Origin of the sequence: Moraxella oblonga NBRC 102422 (assembly GCF_001598275.1) — a bacterium.
GTDB lineage: Bacteria > Pseudomonadota > Gammaproteobacteria > Pseudomonadales > Moraxellaceae > Moraxella > Moraxella oblonga.
Window position 1 is genome coordinate 1 of record NZ_BCYQ01000041.1, and the last position, 19,498, is coordinate 19,498.

At 41.3% G+C, this 19,498-nt stretch carries 17 protein-coding genes; 8 read left to right on the forward strand and 9 right to left on the reverse strand.

The window, feature by feature from the left end; translation table 11 throughout:
* Positions 1 to 83: 83 nt before the first annotated feature.
* Entirely contained in the window at positions 84 to 1,478 is a 1,395-nt protein-coding gene (locus MOB01S_RS10035; RefSeq protein ID WP_066804822.1) for a Na+/H+ antiporter NhaC family protein, read from the reverse strand.
* A gap of 220 nt (positions 1,479 to 1,698) precedes the next feature.
* Between MOB01S_RS10035 and rsmB the strand changes: the two genes are divergently transcribed.
* Positions 1,699 to 3,042 carry a 16S rRNA (cytosine(967)-C(5))-methyltransferase RsmB gene (rsmB, locus tag MOB01S_RS10040; RefSeq protein ID WP_066804780.1) on the forward strand — a complete coding sequence of 448 codons (1,344 nt, stop codon included), beginning with the start codon at positions 1,699 to 1,701 and terminating at the stop codon, positions 3,040 to 3,042.
* A gap of 14 nt (positions 3,043 to 3,056) precedes the next feature.
* Positions 3,057 to 4,436: a UDP-N-acetylmuramate:L-alanyl-gamma-D-glutamyl-meso-diaminopimelate ligase gene (mpl, locus tag MOB01S_RS10045; protein WP_066804783.1), complete on the forward strand. Its 1,380-nt coding sequence runs from the start codon at positions 3,057 to 3,059 to the stop codon at positions 4,434 to 4,436.
* 57 nt (positions 4,437 to 4,493) lie between these two features.
* On the opposite strand, the gene MOB01S_RS10050 is transcribed toward mpl, so the two are convergent.
* Positions 4,494 to 5,306: an oxygen-binding di-iron domain-containing protein gene (locus MOB01S_RS10050; protein WP_066804785.1), complete on the reverse strand. Its 813-nt coding sequence runs from the start codon at positions 5,304 to 5,306 to the stop codon at positions 4,494 to 4,496.
* 122 nt (positions 5,307 to 5,428) lie between these two features.
* Entirely contained in the window at positions 5,429 to 6,328 is a 900-nt protein-coding gene (locus MOB01S_RS10055) for a pseudouridine synthase (protein ID WP_066804824.1), read from the reverse strand.
* A 149-nt stretch (positions 6,329 to 6,477) separates the two neighbouring features.
* Here MOB01S_RS10055 and ompR point away from each other — a divergent pair, with 149 nt between their 5' ends.
* The gene (gene ompR / locus MOB01S_RS10060) at positions 6,478 to 7,206 is read left to right on the forward strand and encodes an osmolarity response regulator transcription factor OmpR (protein ID WP_066804787.1); all 729 of its coding nucleotides are present in this window, start codon (positions 6,478 to 6,480) and stop codon (positions 7,204 to 7,206) included.
* Between the two features lie 36 nt (positions 7,207 to 7,242).
* Here the strand turns inward: ompR and MOB01S_RS10065 are convergent, their stop codons facing one another.
* Together MOB01S_RS10065 and erpA are read right to left on the reverse strand one after the other, a co-directional pair.
* Complete coding sequence (locus MOB01S_RS10065) at positions 7,243 to 8,691, reverse strand: NAD-dependent succinate-semialdehyde dehydrogenase (RefSeq protein ID WP_066804789.1); 1,449 nt, start codon at positions 8,689 to 8,691, stop codon at positions 7,243 to 7,245.
* 31 nt (positions 8,692 to 8,722) lie between these two features.
* Complete coding sequence (erpA, locus tag MOB01S_RS10070) at positions 8,723 to 9,052, reverse strand: iron-sulfur cluster insertion protein ErpA (protein ID WP_066804792.1); 330 nt, start codon at positions 9,050 to 9,052, stop codon at positions 8,723 to 8,725.
* A 184-nt stretch (positions 9,053 to 9,236) separates the two neighbouring features.
* Between erpA and MOB01S_RS10075 the strand changes: the two genes are divergently transcribed.
* Complete coding sequence (locus MOB01S_RS10075; protein ID WP_066804795.1) at positions 9,237 to 10,625, forward strand: Do family serine endopeptidase; 1,389 nt, start codon at positions 9,237 to 9,239, stop codon at positions 10,623 to 10,625.
* A 7-nt stretch (positions 10,626 to 10,632) separates the two neighbouring features.
* Here MOB01S_RS10075 and MOB01S_RS10080 read toward each other — a convergent pair whose 3' ends face one another.
* The 4 genes from MOB01S_RS10080 to MOB01S_RS10100 form a co-directional block, all read right to left on the reverse strand.
* Positions 10,633 to 12,723 (reverse strand): peptidase domain-containing ABC transporter, encoded by a 2,091-nt coding sequence (locus MOB01S_RS10080; RefSeq protein ID WP_066804798.1) that lies wholly within the window; start codon positions 12,721 to 12,723, stop codon positions 10,633 to 10,635.
* A 61-nt stretch (positions 12,724 to 12,784) separates the two neighbouring features.
* Positions 12,785 to 14,047, reverse strand: coding sequence for an HlyD family secretion protein (locus MOB01S_RS10085; protein WP_066804801.1), 1,263 nt, complete (start codon positions 14,045 to 14,047; stop codon positions 12,785 to 12,787).
* A 63-nt stretch (positions 14,048 to 14,110) separates the two neighbouring features.
* A complete protein-coding gene (locus tag MOB01S_RS10090) occupies positions 14,111 to 14,356 on the reverse strand; it encodes a hypothetical protein (protein ID WP_066804810.1) in 246 nt (81 codons plus the stop codon).
* 301 nt (positions 14,357 to 14,657) lie between these two features.
* A complete protein-coding gene (locus MOB01S_RS10100; RefSeq protein WP_066804814.1) occupies positions 14,658 to 15,803 on the reverse strand; it encodes a cupin domain-containing protein in 1,146 nt (381 codons plus the stop codon).
* Between the two features lie 264 nt (positions 15,804 to 16,067).
* Here MOB01S_RS10100 and dapA point away from each other — a divergent pair, with 264 nt between their 5' ends.
* The 4 genes from dapA to MOB01S_RS10120 all read left to right on the forward strand — a co-directional run bounded on the left by dapA (position 16,068) and on the right by MOB01S_RS10120 (position 19,436).
* On the forward strand, positions 16,068 to 16,970 hold the full coding sequence (gene dapA / locus MOB01S_RS10105) for a 4-hydroxy-tetrahydrodipicolinate synthase (RefSeq protein ID WP_066804816.1): 903 nt from the start codon (positions 16,068 to 16,070) through the stop codon (positions 16,968 to 16,970).
* Between the two features lie 8 nt (positions 16,971 to 16,978).
* Positions 16,979 to 17,251, forward strand: a complete 273-nt coding sequence (locus MOB01S_RS10110; protein ID WP_066804818.1) for a hypothetical protein — start codon at positions 16,979 to 16,981, stop codon at positions 17,249 to 17,251.
* 75 nt (positions 17,252 to 17,326) lie between these two features.
* The gene (purC, locus tag MOB01S_RS10115) at positions 17,327 to 18,040 is read left to right on the forward strand and encodes a phosphoribosylaminoimidazolesuccinocarboxamide synthase (protein ID WP_066804826.1); all 714 of its coding nucleotides are present in this window, start codon (positions 17,327 to 17,329) and stop codon (positions 18,038 to 18,040) included.
* Positions 18,041 to 18,416: 376 nt separating this feature from the next.
* Positions 18,417 to 19,436: a porin gene (locus MOB01S_RS10120; RefSeq protein WP_066804820.1), complete on the forward strand. Its 1,020-nt coding sequence runs from the start codon at positions 18,417 to 18,419 to the stop codon at positions 19,434 to 19,436.
* Positions 19,437 to 19,498: the final 62 nt, after the last annotated feature.

Sequence of the window (19,498 nt, forward strand, 5' to 3'; positions counted from 1 at the left end):
CGGTCAGTATATTTTATGGTCGGTAATTTTAAGTTCCACGATGAAAAACCCCATTCAAATGAATGGGGTTTTATGTTGGTGGGTTATGCCTGATGTTCTGGTTCAATGCGAGTGATGGTAAAACCTGTCGCCCCAAAAATCAGGGTCAAAATCAAACATAACCAACAAAAGAAGGCATAAGGCACATAATCAATCACAGGCATATTAAACACCCCTGCTAAAAAGCCCCCATATACGCCCCATGGTACGAGTGGGTTGATGACCGTGCCTGAGTCTTCGATGGTGCGAGAGAGATTTTTGGGGTGTAGTCCTAGGCGTTTGTACTCAGGGGCGAAAGCATTGCCTGATAAAAGTAAACTTAGGTACTGTTCGCCTACCAAAAAGTTAATACCAAAGGCGGTAAAAGCTGCTGCTGCCACGCCACGACTGGCACGAGTAAGTAAATGGCGAATGCCATCAAGTAATGCGGGTAAAATTCCCAAGCCTTGTAATAGACCGCCCAATGATAACGCAAGCAGTACCAAAATTTGGCTAAAAAACATACTCTCTAAACCACCCCGAGAGATGACTTTGGCGATGTCGCCCAGTTCTAGATTTTCGGCAGGTTTATACCCAGAAAAGAACCAACCACCCAAATCTTTGAGTGTGGGTGAGCTGTGACTGTAAGTGATGATGAGAGCGGTTAGAATGGTGGCACAAATGGTGTAAATTGCTCCCACTCGCATGATGGCAAGAGCGACAAGCACCACGAAGGGCAATAGAGCATAACCATGTACAAGGTTGCTCATGATGAGCTGATTTTTGAGAGTGGTGAGTGCATCAAGATTTGCCGTGCCGTCTCCCCCACCTAATACCACAAAGATGATGGCGGTGATGACCCATGCAGGCACAGTGGTGTACATCATGTTTTTGATGTGGTCAAATAAATCCACACCCACGATACTTGCTGAAATACTGGTGGTGTCGGACAAAGGAGACATTTTATCGCCAAATAATGCTCCTGAAACCACCGCCCCTGCCACAATTGCAGGGTTTGCTCCAAAGGCGGTTGCCATGCCCAAAAAAGCCACACCTATGGTTGCACAGGTGGTAAAGCCGCTGCCTAATGCAATGCCAATAATAGACGATAATGCAAATGCAGACAGATAAAACCATTGGGCAGATAACACATCAAACCCATAATAGATTAGCGTGGGAATCGCCCCACTCATCATCAAAGCTGACACCAACAGCCCAATGAATGAAAATAAATACAACGCCCCCATGCCCACAGAGACGCCTCCAATCATTTTTTCTTGCATGGCAGAAAATGCCAGCCCCTTTATTCGTCCGAGCATCAGTAGTCCAACGATGACCAAGATGAGTGATAAATGGGGTAGCCACCCCCAAGCTATCATCGTAATGCCTAGCATGGCGATGATGATGATGGCGTAGATGGCGGACTCTTTGGGTGAGATGTCCAGTAAGGTATCTTTCATGATGATGTCCTTGTTGGGTGATTTGTGTTGGTGTTGTTGGTATTTTGGGTTGTGTGTATTATCCTTGTATTTGCCCAACATTTCAACAATAACTCACCTGATTGATGCTAATATGATTAACGTCTTTTATGTTTTAGTACGATTATCACGAACTTATGATACAATACGCCAAACTCATCCACCACTTTTGATGAGTAATACCACACAGGCATAGGCAGTTATGACGAAACATCACACATCTACACGGGCAACCATCATTACCACACTCCAAAAAATTCATGAAGGACAATCACTCACCACCTTGCTTGATGCCTGTTTGACTGCAGTCAATGACAACGAACGAGCCTTTGCTCACGAATTATTACTTGGGACACTTCGCCAATGGCACGCCATCAATCGCATTGGCGAGAGTTTGATTAAAAATCCACCAAGCGACATTGGGATTGTTTGTGCCTTAAATATGGGTCTGTATGAACTTTTATATATGAATACGCCTGATTATGCCCTTATTAACGAAACACTCAATGCCTTAAAGTCGCTAAATAAAAATTATGGGGTGAGTTTAATCAATGCCATATTGCGAAAAGTTGCCAAAGATAAAGACAAATTTTTAAAAAAGGTTAATAAAAATCACAGCCTACCCAATTGGCTTGCCAAACAATTAAAACAAGACTTTGGCGACTATTATGAAACTTTGGGGCAAACATTAAGACAATCTGCACCTATCTTTTTGCGCCCCAATGTTAAATTGATTAGCCTTAGTGAATACAGCCAGCTTTTAAAAGAAAATCATATCAAACACACCATTGTGGACTTAGGATTTGATGATAAACAATGCATTAAATTATTGGATAATATTAAAATCCCCAATTTACCAAAATTTAAAGATGGTTTTGTTAGTGTACAAGACAAACACGCCCAATTAAGTGGTCATATTTTAGATAAATTGGTGATTAAAAATTTACCAATTGATAAAGCTATTCATATTTTGGATGCTTGCTCGGCTCCTGCTGGCAAAACCGCTCATTTATTAGAATTGTTTGCCAAGAATAATACCAATGCAATCATCACAGCAATGGATAATGATAATGAGCGATTGGCGGTTATTCCTGATAATTTAACTCGGCTTGGATTATTAGATGATAAAGTTAAAATTGTCTGTGATGATGCTTGCATTTTTAAGGTAGATACGCCTTTTGATGTGATATTGCTGGACGCTCCGTGTAGTGCTACTGGGGTCATTAGAAGGCACCCTGACATCAATCTTTTACGCTCCGAAAATGATATAAAACAAACGGTCAAATTACAAGCCGATATTTTAAATAACGCTTGGAAAAATCTAAAAGATGGTGGTTATTTATTGTATGTGACTTGTTCATTATTAAAAGATGAAAATGAAAGACAAATAAAGCAGTTTTTGAATACTCATTCTAATGCTAAAGCGGTGGAGTTTGTATTATCGTTGCCCAATCAAATCAAACAAGAGGTCGGTTATCAATGCTTGCCATTAAATCAAAATGATGGCGATGGGTTTTATTATGCACTATTGCAAAAAGTAAATTAATTTTTGGAGAAAATATGCACATTCATTTTTTGGGTATTTGTGGTACGTTCATGGGGTCACTTGCTCTGATTGCTCGTGAGCTTGGACATACCGTAACAGGCTCAGATACTGCCATTTATCCACCGATGAGTACTCAGCTTGAACGGGCTGGGGTGGAGATTTGGGAAGGGTATTTGGCAAGTCATCTTGACCCTGCCCCTGATTTAGTGGTGGTGGGCAACGTCTGTAAGCGTGGTATGGAAGCGGTGGAATATATGCTAGATAAACGACTGCGTTACACGTCTGGCCCTCAATTTTTATCCGAACACGTCCTGCAATCTCGTCATGTGCTGGCGGTGGCTGGCACACATGGCAAAACCACCACAACCACCATGCTTGCTTGGATTTTGCAGTATGCAGGGATTGATACGGGATTTTTGATTGGCGGTGTGCCACTCGTTGCCACAGACAATGAACGACTCAAATCCGCTTTTGCCCATAGCTCACATTTGGGAGTAGAATATTTTGTCATTGAGGCAGATGAGTATGACAGTGCCTTTTTTGACAAACGTTCTAAATTTGTTCATTATCGCCCAACCACCGCCATTTTAAATAACTTAGAATACGACCACGCCGATATTTTTCCAAATCTTGAAGCGATTCAGACCCAGTTTCACCACATGGTGCGCATGATACCGCCAAGCGGTCAAATCATTATGCCAAACAACACAGAAAGCCTAGAAGCGACCATTGCCAAAGGGTGCTGGACACCGATTTGGCGAACATCTAGTGATGGTACATCTGCTGATTGGCAAGCTGAACTGGTGCATGAGGACGGCTCAATGTTTCACGTGAAACATGGCGATGAAACAGGTACCATCAACTGGGGCATGAGTGGTCAGCACAGTGTCAATAATGGCTTGGTGGCGATTGCAGGGGCGTATCATGTGGGTGTGCCTGTGGCAGTGGCGTGTGAAGCTTTATCCAATTTTGCAGGGATTAAACGCCGTATGGAGCTGATTGGTGAAGTTGGTGGTGTGCAAGTCTATGATGATTTTGCACATCACCCCACCGCCATTGCCACTACGCTAGATGGTGCCAAGAAAAAACTGCAAGGGCGAAAAATTTGGGCAATCATCGAGCCACGCTCCAATACCATGAAGCTGGGTGTTTATAAAGCCCAACTTGCCTCATCAGCGTCTTTGGCAGATGGTGTGATTTGGTATGAGCCAAAGGGTCTGTCATGGGGGTTAAAAGAAGCCATTGGCGACACGAAAGGGCAAATTGTACTAGATAGCATTGATGAGGTTTTGGCATTCGTTAAGGCAAATGTTTGCCCAAATGACGTGATTGTGGTGATGAGTAATGGTGGATTTGAGGGGATTTACCAAAAAATCCTAACCACGTTAGCATAAAATAAAGACATGACAAAAGGGCGACTCTCTCGCCCTTTTTGATGGTTGTTGGTTGGGTTAGAACACTTCGGCTTTGGCAAGCTGTTTGTCAAAGTTGTAGCTGTATTCATTCAACAAATCCACACCGCATTCTAATTTGGCAATCCAGTTTAAAAATTGATGAAACATTTTGTTGCTGTCAAAACGTTTGCCATGCTGGGGCACCATTTTGGCGACATCCAGTTTGGCAACCGATTTTGCCCACAGTTGAGTGGCTTTGTTGCTGACCATGTAACGTCTGTGAAAGCCATACATGTTTGGAATATGTGCCTCAAAGTCAGTAACGACATCGCCAGAATCTCCCACAAGGCTTGCTCCCATGTCGCCAGAAAACAGGATTTTGCTGATGGGGTCATAAAACTGCATATTGCCTACTGAATGTAAAAAATGAGCAGGAATTGCCACGATGCCACTTTCGCCGAGTGGATAATAATCACCTTCGTCAGGAATGCCAATCAGACGTTCAGACAACTTGTGGTGTAGGCGACCTTTGGTAAATGCAGAATTATAATGGGGCAAAAATCGCTCCCACAGTTTTGGAATGATGAGGGTGGTATTTTCAACGTGCAACAACCAACGAGGCATGGATGCTAAAATATCAGGGTCTTGGTGTGAGCCAATGACATATTTGATTTTATTCATGGGAATAAATTTGGTGATTTGCAGGGTCAATGGCGTAAATGTCAAATCCCCGCCTGGGTCAATGATACATGCTTCGTTACCGTCAATGACAAGAAATTGGTTGGATGGGACGCTCTCGTCCGCATCATCAATCATAGAAAAAGCGATACATTTGTGATGACCATCATCATATAGGATATGGTGTTGCATGTGTGATAACCTTAGTATTGTTATGGATATGACTGCTATTGTACACTAAATACATAAAAATAATAGGGTTTATGATAAAATTTGGTCAATTAATTTTAATGAGCATAAGATTTATCCACACATTATAATACAAGTGTTTGTTTTGATTGAAAAAAGTAATCAGTGCCGTTGATGGGGTCAACAAATGCAAGGGCATGAGCGAGCAGTTGTAATGGTTGACCAAAATCCGCTTTGGCTTTATGACAAATCTGTGGATAATAGGGGTCATTTTTAATGGGAATGCCCAAATGGTGTAGATGAACCCTAAGCTGATGAAGTTTGCCTGTGGTGGGGCGAAGTTCGTATTTGGCAAACTCTGCTTTGACATCAAGTAGACTTAGGTGGGTGTGCGTGTTGGGGGTTTTGTCAGGATTGACACGCATGGTGTAAAAAGGCTCGCCACGTTCAAGGTGTAGATTAATGTCAAGTGGCGTGATTAAATTTTTATCAAAAGGGGCAATGGCGTGGTAGGTTTTGGTGATGGTGCGTTTGGCAAACAATGCTTGGTATAAATGACGTGTGGCTGGGTTTTTACTGATGAGTATAAGCCCTGCCGTTTCTCTATCTAGCCTATGAATGGGGGATAGGTCAGGGTTGCCTGTTTCGTGTTTTAGGCGAGTGAGCAGGGTTTGTTTGACGTATTCGCCCGCAGGCGACACCGTCAAAAAATGCGGTTTGTCCACCACCATGATGTCAGTATTTTCAAAAATGATGTGATGCTCAAATGGCACGACCACCTCATCAACAACTTCACGATAATAATAAATGGTCTGCCCATGATGGTAGGGGCTGTGGATATGTAGGGCAACAAAATCATGCCCAAGCACCAAGCCTTGATAAAAGCGTTCTTGCCATTGCTGTGGGGCGATGTGGGGAAATTTTTGACACAAAAAAGCAAAAATAGTGCTAGGCGGTGTGGGTAACTTTTCTAAATAAAGACGGCTGGCACAAATGCCGTCAATCATGGGCGGTGTGTGATTCATGGTGTCTTGTTGTTTTGCTGATGAAATAATTCCCAAAACTGTGTTGGTTGTGCTATGATAAGCCAAATAACCATTTTGTACAAAAAATTTCATGACTTTTTTTGTGTCTTATTGTACACTATCGCCATATTTGCTCTAAGGATACAGCCATGACCGAAGAAAATCACACGCATCGTATTTTGGTGGTTGATGATGATGCACGTCTGCGTGCGTTGCTCCAACGTTTTTTAGAAGAAGGCGGTTTTACCGTACGTGTGGCACATGACGGTAAACAGATGGATAAGCTTATGCAACGTGAGATGTTTTCGCTCATCGTGCTTGATTTGATGTTGCCTGACGAAGATGGTATTGCCATTTGCAAACGCCTGCGTGATGACAATGTCAATATTCCCATCATCATGCTCACCGCCAAAGGCTCGGATACTGACCGTATTTTGGGATTGGATGCTGGGGCAGATGATTATTTGCCAAAACCCTTTAACCCCAAAGAGTTGTTGGCTCGTATCAAAGCAGTGCTACGCCGTCAAAACCGTGAAGTGCCTGGAGCTCCGACTCAGCAGGTGGAAGTGGTGGCGTTTGGGTCGTGGAGTTTGGATTTGTCTACTCGCACCCTCAAAAAGGACGGCGATGTGGTTACGCTCACCACAGGCGAATTTAGCGTGTTAAAAGCACTCGTCCAACACCCACGAGAGCCACTGACTCGTGATAAGCTCATGAATCTGGCTCGTGGGCGTGAATGGGGTGCGATGGAGCGGTCAATTGATGTGCAGGTGTCTCGCCTAAGACGACTCATTGAAGACAACCCTTCCCAAGCTCGCTATATCCAAACCGTATGGGGTGTGGGCTATGTATTTGTGCCTGATGGGGCAGAGAGTTAGAATAATAAAAAAACAGGCATATTGCCTGTTTTTTTATTATTCCATATTAATGCACCAGTATTTGATGGTTAAATATTCGTCCAGTCCGTATTTTGACCCTTCACGCCCAAACCCAGATTCTTTGATACCACCAAAAGGTGCAACTTCGGTAGAGAGTAGTCCTGTATTTTGGGCAACCATACCGCATTCTAATCGTTCAGCAACCCGCCAAGCACGAGCGTGGTTTTGGGTATAAAAATACGAGGCAAGACCATAGGGTGTGGCATTGGCTTTTTTGATAACTTCTTCTTCGTCATCAAACACAAATACAGGGGCAATGGGGGCAAAAATCTCCGCATGAGCAATATCCATGTCTTCTGTAATGTTTGTGATGATGGTGGGTAAAAAGCAGGTAGGATAATCAGTGTGCGTACTACCACCTGTGATGAGTGTCGCTCCCTTGGCAAGAGCGTCAGACAGTAAGGCTTGGGTTTTTTGTAGGGCTTGTTCATTAATCAAACACGCCATGTCAGGATTGTCCATACCATTTCCCACTGTCAGCGAGCGGACTTTGGTGGTGAATTTTTCTAAAAATGTCTCAAAAATCCCACGCTGAACATAGACACGGTTGGCACAGACGCACGTTTGTCCTGCATTTCTGTATTTGGACATGATAAGACCGTTTATTGCTTCGTCCAAATTGGCATCATCAAAGATGATAAAAGGAGCGTTGCCACCCAACTCCAAAGAAAGTTTTTTAAGGGTGGGGGCAGATTGTGCCATGAGTAATTTGCCAACTCGGGTTGAGCCTGTGAACGAGAGTTTTTTGATATGGTTGTCGGTGCTAAAAATCTCTCCAATCATTTCTGCTTGCCCTGTTACGATTTGTAGGATACCTGCCGGCAATCCTGCTTGTATGGCAAGCTTGCCAAGTGCTAGGGCAGAAAATGGCGTTTGGCTATCAGGTTTGACAATCATCGCACACCCCACCGCAAGGGCTGGGGCAACCTTGCGAGTAATCATCGCTGATGGGAAATTCCAAGGTGTGATACAGGCACACACACCTACTGGTTCTTTTAGGACGATGTGGCGTAGATTGGTGGATTTGGCAGGAATGGTGTCGCCATAGACTCGTTTGCCTTCTTCGGCAAAAAAACGGATAAAGCTGTTGGCATAGCGGATTTCGCTTTGGGATTCTTTGAGTGGTTTGCCCTGCTCACTTGTCATGATGATTGCCAAATCATCAAGGTTGTCGTCTATCAAATCCGCCCAACGGTGCAAAATATCAGCTCGTTCATGGGCAGTTTTTTTACTCCATGCCTGTTGGGCGGTTGTGGCAGTGGCAATCGCCCCACGCACTTCATCAGCGGACAAATTAGGAATGATTCCGATTTTTTGATGATTAAAGGGGTTAAAAACATCTATCGTGTCGCCTGATTGGGCAGAGTGCCATGTATTGTCAATCAAAGCACGTTCACGAAAAAGAGAGGGGTTTTGAAGTTTCATTAGCACTTCCTTGTTTACCAAATGTTCAAATTTAGATAGAAAAAGATGACCCACAACCACAAGTGGTCGTCGCATTAGGGTTGTCTACCACGAAGCGTGAGCCTTCAAGCCCTTCTATGTAGTCAATGGTTGAGCCGTGCAAATATTGATAACTTAGGCTATCCACCACCAAGACGGCATCACCATTTAAAAAAGTAGCATCATCTTCTTCTAATTCTTCGGCAAAATCAAAACCATAAGAAAAACCCGAACAGCCGCCCCCTGTTACATAAATGCGTAGCATGAGATTGTTGTTGCCTTCGGCTGATTTGAGGTGGGCAAGTTTTTTGACGGCGTTGTCGGTGAGAGTAAGAGCGTTCATAGTAACTTTTGTTGTATTAAAAAATGTCTTTATTATAGCACAATCGTTTATTTTCAAAAATAAGCAATGAGAGTAAGGATTTTATCATCAGCGTACAAGAAATCAGTAAGATTTTGATAATGATTTGCAACTTGACGAGTTGGGCAATTTTTTGCATACTAGCGTTTTTTGTGGAGAGGTTTTTATGATAAAAGCATTAAGTCTGGCAATGGCGTTGGTGGTTGTGCCTGTCGTATCTGGTGTGAGTTTTGTGCAGTCTGCTTATGGGGCAATGGCAATAGATTTTTCTGATTTGGTTGAAAAAGTATCGTCTGGCGTAGTGCGAGTTAGCACCACAAAACAAGTGGACAGCGAGGGGCTAGAATTGGCTCAAAAAGCCAAGATTTTGCGTGAGCTTTTTGGTGATAAAGTCAATGTTCCTAACATTCCTACGGTAGAGTATGGCTATGGCACAGGCTTTTTTGTCAGTGCCGATGGTTATATTTTAACCAACCATCATGTGGTGGCAGGGGCGGACAAAATTAGTATTACTTTACAAGACCGTACCGAGCTTGATGCACGGCTGGTTGGTTCAGATGAGGCTTCCGATGTGGCGGTTTTGAAGGTAGAAGGGCGAAATTTCCCTGCTTTGACGGTGGCACAAGGTGATACGCTCAAAGTAGGTGAGCCTGTGCTGGCGATTGGTTCGCCCTTTGGTTTTGATTATTCGGCATCGGCTGGCATCGTTTCCGCCAAAAGCCGCAGCATGAGCCGTGAGGCAACCGTACCATTTATTCAGACTGATGTGGCATTAAATCAGGGTAATTCTGGTGGACCACTGTTCAACCAAAAAGGCGAAGTGGTTGGTATTAATTCTTTGATTTTTAGTCGTACAGGCGGGCATATGGGCTTGTCGTTTTCTATTCCCATTGATACAGCGATGGATATGTATGAGCAAATTAAAAATACAGGCAAAGTAACTCGGGTCTATATGGGTTTACAGTTACAAGACATCGATCGCACGTTGGCGGAGGCTTATCAGTTGGATAAACCACAAGGAGCATTGATTACCCGTGTGGGGCTAGACTCACCTGCCTACCAAGCAGGGCTGAAAATCGGTGATGTGGTGCTAAGTTTTAATGGTCAAAACATAATCTTGGCATCTGATTTGTTAAACCGTATTAACCGTGCCAAGCCCAATGATAAATTTAACCTAACCTATCTAAGAGCAGGCAAGGTGTACGAAACAACAGGGCGATTTGTTGAGACACCCCACGATGTCGCCACCCAAAATGCTACTGATAATGGCGTGCGTTTGGGTTTACGCCTCAAAGAGCTTACCCAAAATGAAAATCGTCTGCTCAATGAATTTGGTGTTAAAGGTGGTGTTATCATTACCTCTGTGGATATCACAGGACTGGCAAGTCGGGCAGGACTCATGGCGGGGGACGTGATTGTGCATTTAAATCATCTGCCCACCAACAACATTCAGACATTTGAACATGCCTTTAAAAACTTACCAAAACAAGGCGTGGTTACAGTCGGTATTATTAGAGATGGTATGCCTGCGATTTTGGGGCTTAGGATTGAGTAAAAATGGGTCAAATGGGATTGTTGTTTAAGGCGATAGTCCCATCTGCACTTGCTATGGTTTCAGGACGATGGGCAATCATCACACGAGTAATATTCAAGGATTTAATCATTTCATTAATTTCTTGTTCTTTTTCAATATTTAAATGACTGGTTGCCTCATCCAAAAATAAAATCTTGGGCTTTTTATATAAAGCACGAGCGATAAATATACGTTGTTTTTGTCCACCTGACAATACACTTCCCATATCTCCTACTAAAGTTTGATAATTTATCGGCATTGCCATAATTTCATCGTGAATACCGACCATCTTGGCACAGGTTTCTGCCCAATCTCTGTCCAATTTATCATCAAAAAAGCTAATATTTTCAAGTAAACTGCCTGCAAATAAAACATCATCTTGGCTAACACACGCCACACAGTTTAAGGCATTGACATCACTCATGGTTTTAATTAATTTCCCTGCAATTTTAATTTCACCACTATTGGCGGTTAATTCGCCCAATAATAAACTCATTAAAGTGCTTTTACCACACCCAGTTGCTCCAACAATTGCAACCGATGTATTTTGCTGTATTTTAAAATTTAAATTTTCAAAAATATAAGGCTCATCATCGCTATATCTAAACGATAAATTTTTAACTTCAATATCATAGTTTTCTATTTTTGGTTTATCCAATATAAACTCTTGTTTTTCCTTTTCGCTCAAAACAATATCGGCAAGCCTTTCTCCGTGCAAAGAGAGCATTTTTACTTGGACAAATTTATCAATTAAGCTACTCACTCGTCCACCAAATTGATTTTTATAAGCAATAAATGCCATCAAAATACCAACAGTAAAAGTTCCGTTAATAACATAGCTTGCTCCCAAATAGATAATAATCAAGTTTTCTAATCCAAAAATAATGCCATTAATAAATTCAAACGCTAAGCCTAATTTTTGTGTTTTTAATCCTGCATTAATTTGATTAACGAATAAAGTTTGCCAAGTATTTTGGCGTAAAGTTTGTTTGTCAAATCTTTTAATGGCACGAATACCACGCATGGTTTCCATAAAATGACTGCTTTGTTTGGCACTATGAATAATGGCTTCTTCGCTGGCTCGTCTAAGTGGCATATACCATGCCCATCTTAAAAGTCCATAAATCGCCATTGCACCAATCGCAATCCATGCCAGCGTTGGGCTATAAAAGAACATTAAAATTAAGGTAAAAATAGTCATTAAACCATCTAAAATAGCGGTCAAAAAACTGGTGGTTAAAGTGGATTGAATGCTATCAATGGAACCAAAACGAGAAATAATGTCGCCCAAATGTCGTTTTTGAAAAAATGAGCTTGGCAAATGAATTAAATGATTAAAAATATTGGCTTTCCATTGTACATTTAAAGTGGTTGCCAAATACATGACAATCCACGCTTGTAATAAGCTAATCAATTGAGTTAAAAACATTAACAAGCCAAAACCAATCACAAGCGTGGTTAATAAATTTAAATCAGCTGATACAATGGCGTGGTCAATGACCCATTGCATAAAAAAGGGGCTAGTTAAAGCAAAGATTTCTAAAACAATCGCCAAAATCAAAATCTGATTTAAAGAGCTCCATAATCCTCTTATTTCACCAAAGAGTTTAAAAATTTTGATTTGTGTTTTTTCTTCTTTTTTCTCAAAATCATTATCCGCCCAAATTTCTAAGGCAATACCTGTAAAATGCTTAGAAACTTCTTTTAATTCTAATACTCTAAGACCAACAGCAGGGTCAATAATAGTGATTTTATTTAAGCCAACAGATTTTAGTACCACAAAATGATTTAAATCCCAATGTAAAATACAAGGCGTACGAAGTTCTTTTAATTCATCTAATTCTAATTTTAAAGGGCGAGTGTTTAATTTTATTTGTTGGCAAATTTTAATTAGGGTGTGTAGCGTTGCTCCTTTTTGGGAAATGGGATATTTTTGTCTTAAACTAAATAAATCAGTATGATAGCCATAGTAATTGGCAACTATCGCAATGCACGCCAAACCGCATTCAGCATTTTCAGTTTGTAAAATCACAGGTAGCTTACGACCAAAACCCAAAGAAATATTTTCCAAGTAATTCATAACTATCCATCATTAAAAAATAAAAAAGGTGCCATGCACCCAATGACAATAAAATGCTTGATTAGATTTTGCCAGTAATGCTATATAAAGGCTCTAATACCCACTCATAGAGCTTCCTAGTTTCGTGCAATATATCACCCTCTAATGTCATACCCACTTGTAATGGCAGGTCATTGCCATAGGCTTTTATCGTTTGCTTTTCTAATTTTGCACGTACAATGTATAAAGGTTCATTAGTCATTTGTTCGCTTTGTGATACGGTGCCAATGCTTTGGATGTTTTGTCCTGCTAATGCAGTTTTTGCTACTGAGATGATTTGTGCATTGGCGTGTCCAAATTTTTGATAGGGATAGGCTTGATAGCGGAGCAGTACCTCATCACCAGTTTTGACAAAACCAATGGCACGACTTGGTACATACATTTCGGCGATGACATGACTATCATGGGGCAAAATGGTAATGAGTGGTTTACTACTTTCGATGTATTGACCTGTTTTGATGTGATTGGTGCTGATTACACCATCAATCGGAGCATAAATAGAGATAAATTCTCCTGCCTTGTTTTGGATTTTGCTTTGTCTATTATCCGTGAGGGACTGTTGTAATTGATTGAGATTGGCTTTATGATTTTGTTTGGTTCTATCTAAACTGATGGTTTGCTCTTTGATTTGTTTTTCAAGTGATGATAGCTCTCGGCTGAGTGTCATGAGTTGTTCGTGTTGGGTGTTATATTCCATTTGGCGGTTATTGACTTCAAGAGCGGATACGGCATTGATGGCACTGATTTCTTGATGTCTTTTTAGGTTATCAAGTGCAAGCTGAACTTGGGTTTTCTGCAATTCAATCTGAGCGATGAGTTTTTGCTTATCATCTTTTAGTCGCTCAATGGTGGTTAATATACTGTTGATTTCTTGGGTTTGGCTTTGTTTGGTATAAAAGATTTGATTTTGAATAAGCGTATTTTTGAATGCTAACTCATCATCGATGGCTTTTTGGGTGCTGCCTTCATCACCATGATGGGCGGTGGAGATTTTATAAAGTAAATCACCCTTTTTGACTGCCTTGCCGTCATGAGCATGATTTTCAATAACGACACCACTGGTAGGACTGTGGCTATATATCAGCCCCTGCTCTGGGATAAGCTGACCTTTGACGGTGCTACGTTTGGTGTATTCACCCCAAATCAAAAAGGCGACCAGTACCAAACCAATTGACAAAGCACAGATGGTTAAAAAAGTAAAACTGACTGGACGAGTTAGAATAATCGTACCCGTCCAGTTGGTTTTTTGAGCATCTAGGGCTTCTTGGCGGAATAAATTGGACATAAAAACCTAATTAATGACCGTAGTCATTGCCTGATTTGTCTTTTGTTTGGCTTTGCTGTTTTTTCATTTGATAGTCAATAAGTTTATCAGTTCCTTTACTAATCCAATCTTGAATGGGGTGTGTTCATTGAGTGCCTCCCCAATCTTATATCCAATAATTCCAGCTCTAATGACTTGTACACTATTAGACGCTCCCACTATGAGTGTTGGAACTACTGGATATTTTGAATTTTTTAGTTTATCGCCCAAGTCTGGGTCGGTATAACCGCCAGATACTATATTGAGTTCATTGATTGTTAATTCACGCATGACAAAATTCCTCTTGTTGATTAATTTAAAAAGTAAAATAGTAGAGCCACAACAAAGGTAATATTCATAACCTTTGAAAATATGCAAATATATTTGGGTGGATTTTTATTCCCTATATTGTAAATTTTTGGAAAGAAAAATCCCAAAGTAAATGATGTTATCGCCGTAACATATACGATTGATAAATAAATATTTGTATTAAAATTATTTATTTCAATACATAATAAAATTATGCTAGACATTAAAAAAGAAAATAGCACAATGCGACTTAAGGTTTCTTTGTCAATAGATTTTTGTTGATTCATAAGTCCACCCCCACCACATCAAAATTCGCCAAATCATAAGCCAGTTTTTGAATGTGTTCATGTTGTGCTTTATCAAAATGTGTTAATACTTCCGATAAAGCAATGGGTTGGTGATTAATGATGATGTTGATGAATTTTTTACTCAGCTCATCCACATTAATCTTGGTGCCATTTGAAATCAGATAGCCTTTATCCAATGTGCGTATGTCTACCACATTGAGACTAAGTTTGCTCTCTGGTGGCAACTTATCATTGTTGGGATTGCCAAACAACTCCATATTAAAGCGAGTATCTAGGCGATGATTACCCAAAAATTCCTGCATGAACCTATCATACATAACAGGGTCGGTCATCATGGCAGATAGTTGGGTGCAGGCTTGGGCGATGTTGTTTTTGTCGGTTTCCCAATCAGATAAGTTATAACGCAATGGTAAGATGTTGGGCGTTTGCTTGGTAAGCCATTCCATGTAGTCATAGCCTGTTGGGGCAAAAGTGCCGATTGCCAAATGAAAAGTTTCACAGCCCATCGGTACAGGGTTGTGCCACCACCCTCGAGGGATATACAGCACATCGCCAGCCTCCAAGACCACTTCCATGTCGGGTATGGTCGGTTCTGGCACATCGACATCTTTGGATTGTTGCATGTATAAGGGACTTTCAAAATTGGGTTGATATAACGCCCAATGTTTTTTGCCCATGAGTTGCACCGCAAAGACATCACGAGTATCCCAATGACTTTTAAAGGAAGCGTCCGAACCAAAAGCAAGATAGCCACTAACCACCGTAGATGCATTGACAAACTGGGCGACTTGCTTTGCTAAATCATCAACAAAAGGCTCATTGTTGATGCGATTATAAACAATGGTCGCACCATTTTTTAGGTGGTGATAAATGGCAGGTTTGACAAAGCGGTGGCGAGTACGCCCAGTGTCATCAAAGCTCTCAACATATTCAGAGATGGGTACAATCTCGCCTTTACGCAGACGAAAAAGTTCGTCCATTGGGTTGGCTCGTTGATACAATTCATTGATTTGTCGCCATGTGATGTCTAGGTTTTTGACGGCACCCTTAAACAGCTTAGGCTTTTGGTATAGTACCTCTCGCCTAAACTCATCAGACGACATATTAAAATCCAGTTTCATATAGTTCCTGATATTGATTAAAAACAAGAGTAATGCTCATTTATACGGGTTATGATATAATATACTAAAATGCAAAAAAAAAAACAATACCATTTATCATAAAAAATATACCAATAATTATAAATTTATAGATTTATTATTTAAATTTATTTTTATAAATTAATTTAAAATTTCAATCAACGTAAATAATTTTAATTTAGACATTTAAAAACCCCCATGAAAATGCTAAACTAAGTCGTTAAAAGATAATAATTTAGGTGCTTTATGACAGCTTATGACCATAAACAGACGATGTTAAAAGGCTCTATCACCGCCTTGATTACACCCATGACCGCAGATGGGGCGGTGGATTATGAGGCTTTGGGCAAATTGATTGACTGGCAGATTGAGTCTGGTACGCACGCTTTGGTGGCGGTAGGGACAACAGGCGAGTCGGCAACGCTTTCTATGAAAGAGCACGGCGATGTGATTGAATTTTTTGTTAAGCGTGTGGCAGGGCGTGTGCCTGTCATTGCAGGAACAGGGGCAAATAACACCGCCGAAGCCATTGAACTAACCGCCCACGCCAAAGCAGTGGGGGCGGATTTTGCTCTGCTCGTTGTGCCTTATTATAACAAACCCACCCAAGAGGGTATTTATCAGCATTATAAGGCGGTGGCAGAGGCGGTGGATATGCCCCAGATTCTCTACAATGTACCAGGGCGAACGGTGGTGGATATGAGCGAAGAGACGGTGGCACGCCTTGCTGATATTCCCAATATCGTTGCCATCAAGGACGCAACAGGCAATCTTGAACGGGGTAAATCCTTGATTGAGCGAGTGGGCGACCGTCTTGTGGTGTTATCGGGCGATGACCCTACTGCCCTTGAATTGGTAAAACTTGGAGCAAAGGGCAATATTTCGGTTACTTCAAACATTGCCCCAAATGCGATGAGCCAGATTTTTAGCTTGGCATTGGCAGGTAAATTTGATGAAGCGGATTTGATTAATGAGGGTATTTGCCATTTGCACAAAGATTTGTTTTGTGAATCAAGCCCACAGCCTGTCAAATACGCCCTACACAAAATGGACAAGATTGACACAGGCATTCGTTTGCCACTTGTTTGGCTATCTAAGAGTAGCCAAGTCATTATTGATAACGCCTTACAAAAAGCCAATTTGATTTAGGAAGACTTATGAAAGTGATAAAATTAACCGCCTTGATGTTGGTGGCAAGCGTTATGGCAACAGGGTGTAGCACAATCAAAGCATACACAAGCAAACGCAATGATGGCAGTTTAAAATACCAACAAAGCCAAAAATTAGACCCCATACAGTTGCCTGTCGGTCAGCAGACGGCGGATTTTACCCCTTTATATGCCACACCACAGGTGGAGGGTGGTTTGTCTAATTTTACCAATGAAGCTGGTAGACAGTATGAGCTACCAAAACCACCACAGGTAAGATGATTGTTTGGCATGGATATTTTTGTATTCATGCCTTTTATTTTGTTATCAAATTTATCGTTAATAATGGAGAAAACCATGCAAAAACAAACACTGCTCTACACAGGCAAGGCAAAATCAGTTTATGAAACCGATAATCCTGATTATCTGATTTTGCATTTTAGAAACGATGCATCTGCTTTTAATGGCGAAAAAATTGCAAAGCTTGACCGTAAGGGCAAGGTCAATAACCGCTTTAATAGCTTTATTATGGGCAAATTGGCAGAAGCTGGCATCAAAACCCATTTTGAAAAGCAATTATCAGAAGATGAAGTGCTGGTCAAACGCCTAACAATGATTCCTGTAGAGTGTGTGGTGCGTAATTATAGTGCGGGCGGTTTGATGAAACGCTTGGGTTTAGAAGAGGGCTTGGCACTTGTACCACCAACCTTTGAGCTGTTTTATAAAGATGATAAGCTGGGCGACCCAATGTTGTCAGAATCCACCGCCGTTGCACTTGGCTATGCCACCCAAGCCCAACTTGACGAGATGAAAGCCTTGACTTATCAGGTCAATGAGGTCTTGTCCAAGATTTTTGATGAGGCAGGGCTTATGCTTGTGGATTTTAAACTGGAATTTGGCTTGTTCAAAGATGGCATTGTGCTTGGTGATGAGTTCTCGCCTGATGGTTGTCGTCTATGGGATAAAGAGACCAAGAAAAAACTAGACAAAGACCGCTTCCGTCAAGGGCTTGGTGATGTTGTAGAAGGCTATGAGGAAGTGGCAAGACGCATTGGCGTGCCTTTAGAATGATGTTTGTGGCAAAATGAGGGTGATGTATGTCGCCCTTATTTTTTTAAGAAATAATGACAAATCCCACCATTGATAAAATGGACATCTTCCTAAATGGTGGATGGAGGATTTTTTTGATGATTGTTCATTTGGTGTGGAAAACGCTCATCTTATGAAGTCAGCTTATGATATGTGTGAGATGGCAAAAGTGACTGATTGGGTGAAATAGTGTTTTCTTAATCGGTGTTGTGATGATTTTTTTTGTTAAAATTAACCAATTTGTATAAAATGTTGTTGCAATATTGTTTTTTTTTATGTAATATTGTCATGCAGGTTTTTTTAAACCATGTGTATGCTAAGCAAGGTTGCATTGTGCAAATTTTTTTAGGAGTTTTTCATGAAGAAGTTATCATTAGGTACAGCCATCAAATCAGCTTGTGTGGTCGTTACAACGGCAGTATGCTCACAAGCGTTTGCCCAGCCTGAGATTTATGGTCAGGTTCGTCTGTCTGCTCTAAAAGAAGATTCAAAAACCACAGAGAACGGCGTAACCGAGAAAGAAAGAGGTCGTACAGATTTGAGTTCTGGTAACTCACGTATCGGTGTCAAAGGCAGTGAGCCGTTAACAGAAAATACGGATTTAGAATACCGCTTGGAATATAAAGTGGACGTTGCTGAAAAAACTGATGGCAACTTCTCTGCTCGTCATGGCTATCTAGCACTCAAAAACAAACAATATGGTAAGTTGCTTGTGGGTCGTACCATCAGCTATGATGATAATTTGGATATTGCACCATCATGGTGGCGTGCTGAGGGTACAGGCTATGCCATGGGCTATGGTGGTTCTGATTGGGTGGATAATACCATCGTGTATACCACACCCAAGTTTAACAATGGCAAAACTGATTTGACTCTCCAATATGGTATGGACGAGGGTAGTAAGGGTCGTAAATTTCACACCTTTAAAAATGGTGTTAAGACCACAGTGGAGCGTGACTTCTTTATTGTAGGTGCAAGCCACGAGACCGATAGTGGCACACTTGGCTTGGCTTATACTCGTGCAGGTAAGGATTTTAGTGCATTGGTTGGTTCTATGTCTGTTGATATTACAGAAAAGACAACCGTTGGTGCAGTTGCTCATTATGCTGATTACAACAGCTCTGACAATGAGGTTGGCGGATATTTGTCGTTGGCACATCAAGTCACCGAGCCTTTGGGTGTGTGGGTTGAAGGTGCATACGCTGATAACTATGAAGGCATTGCCAATAAAGAGCAAACCAAGTTTAGCGTGGGTACAACTTATGATTTTGGCAAAAGCACCACCACTTTTGCAGGTCTTAGTTTCCATAACACCGAAACCACCACCTCCAAGACCAAAGGTCATGGCGTGGAAGTTGGTGCAATTTACAGATTCTAATCTGTGCATGATAAAAACAGCTCTTCGGAGCTGTTTTTTGTTGGGGAATTTTAGAAAGGGTG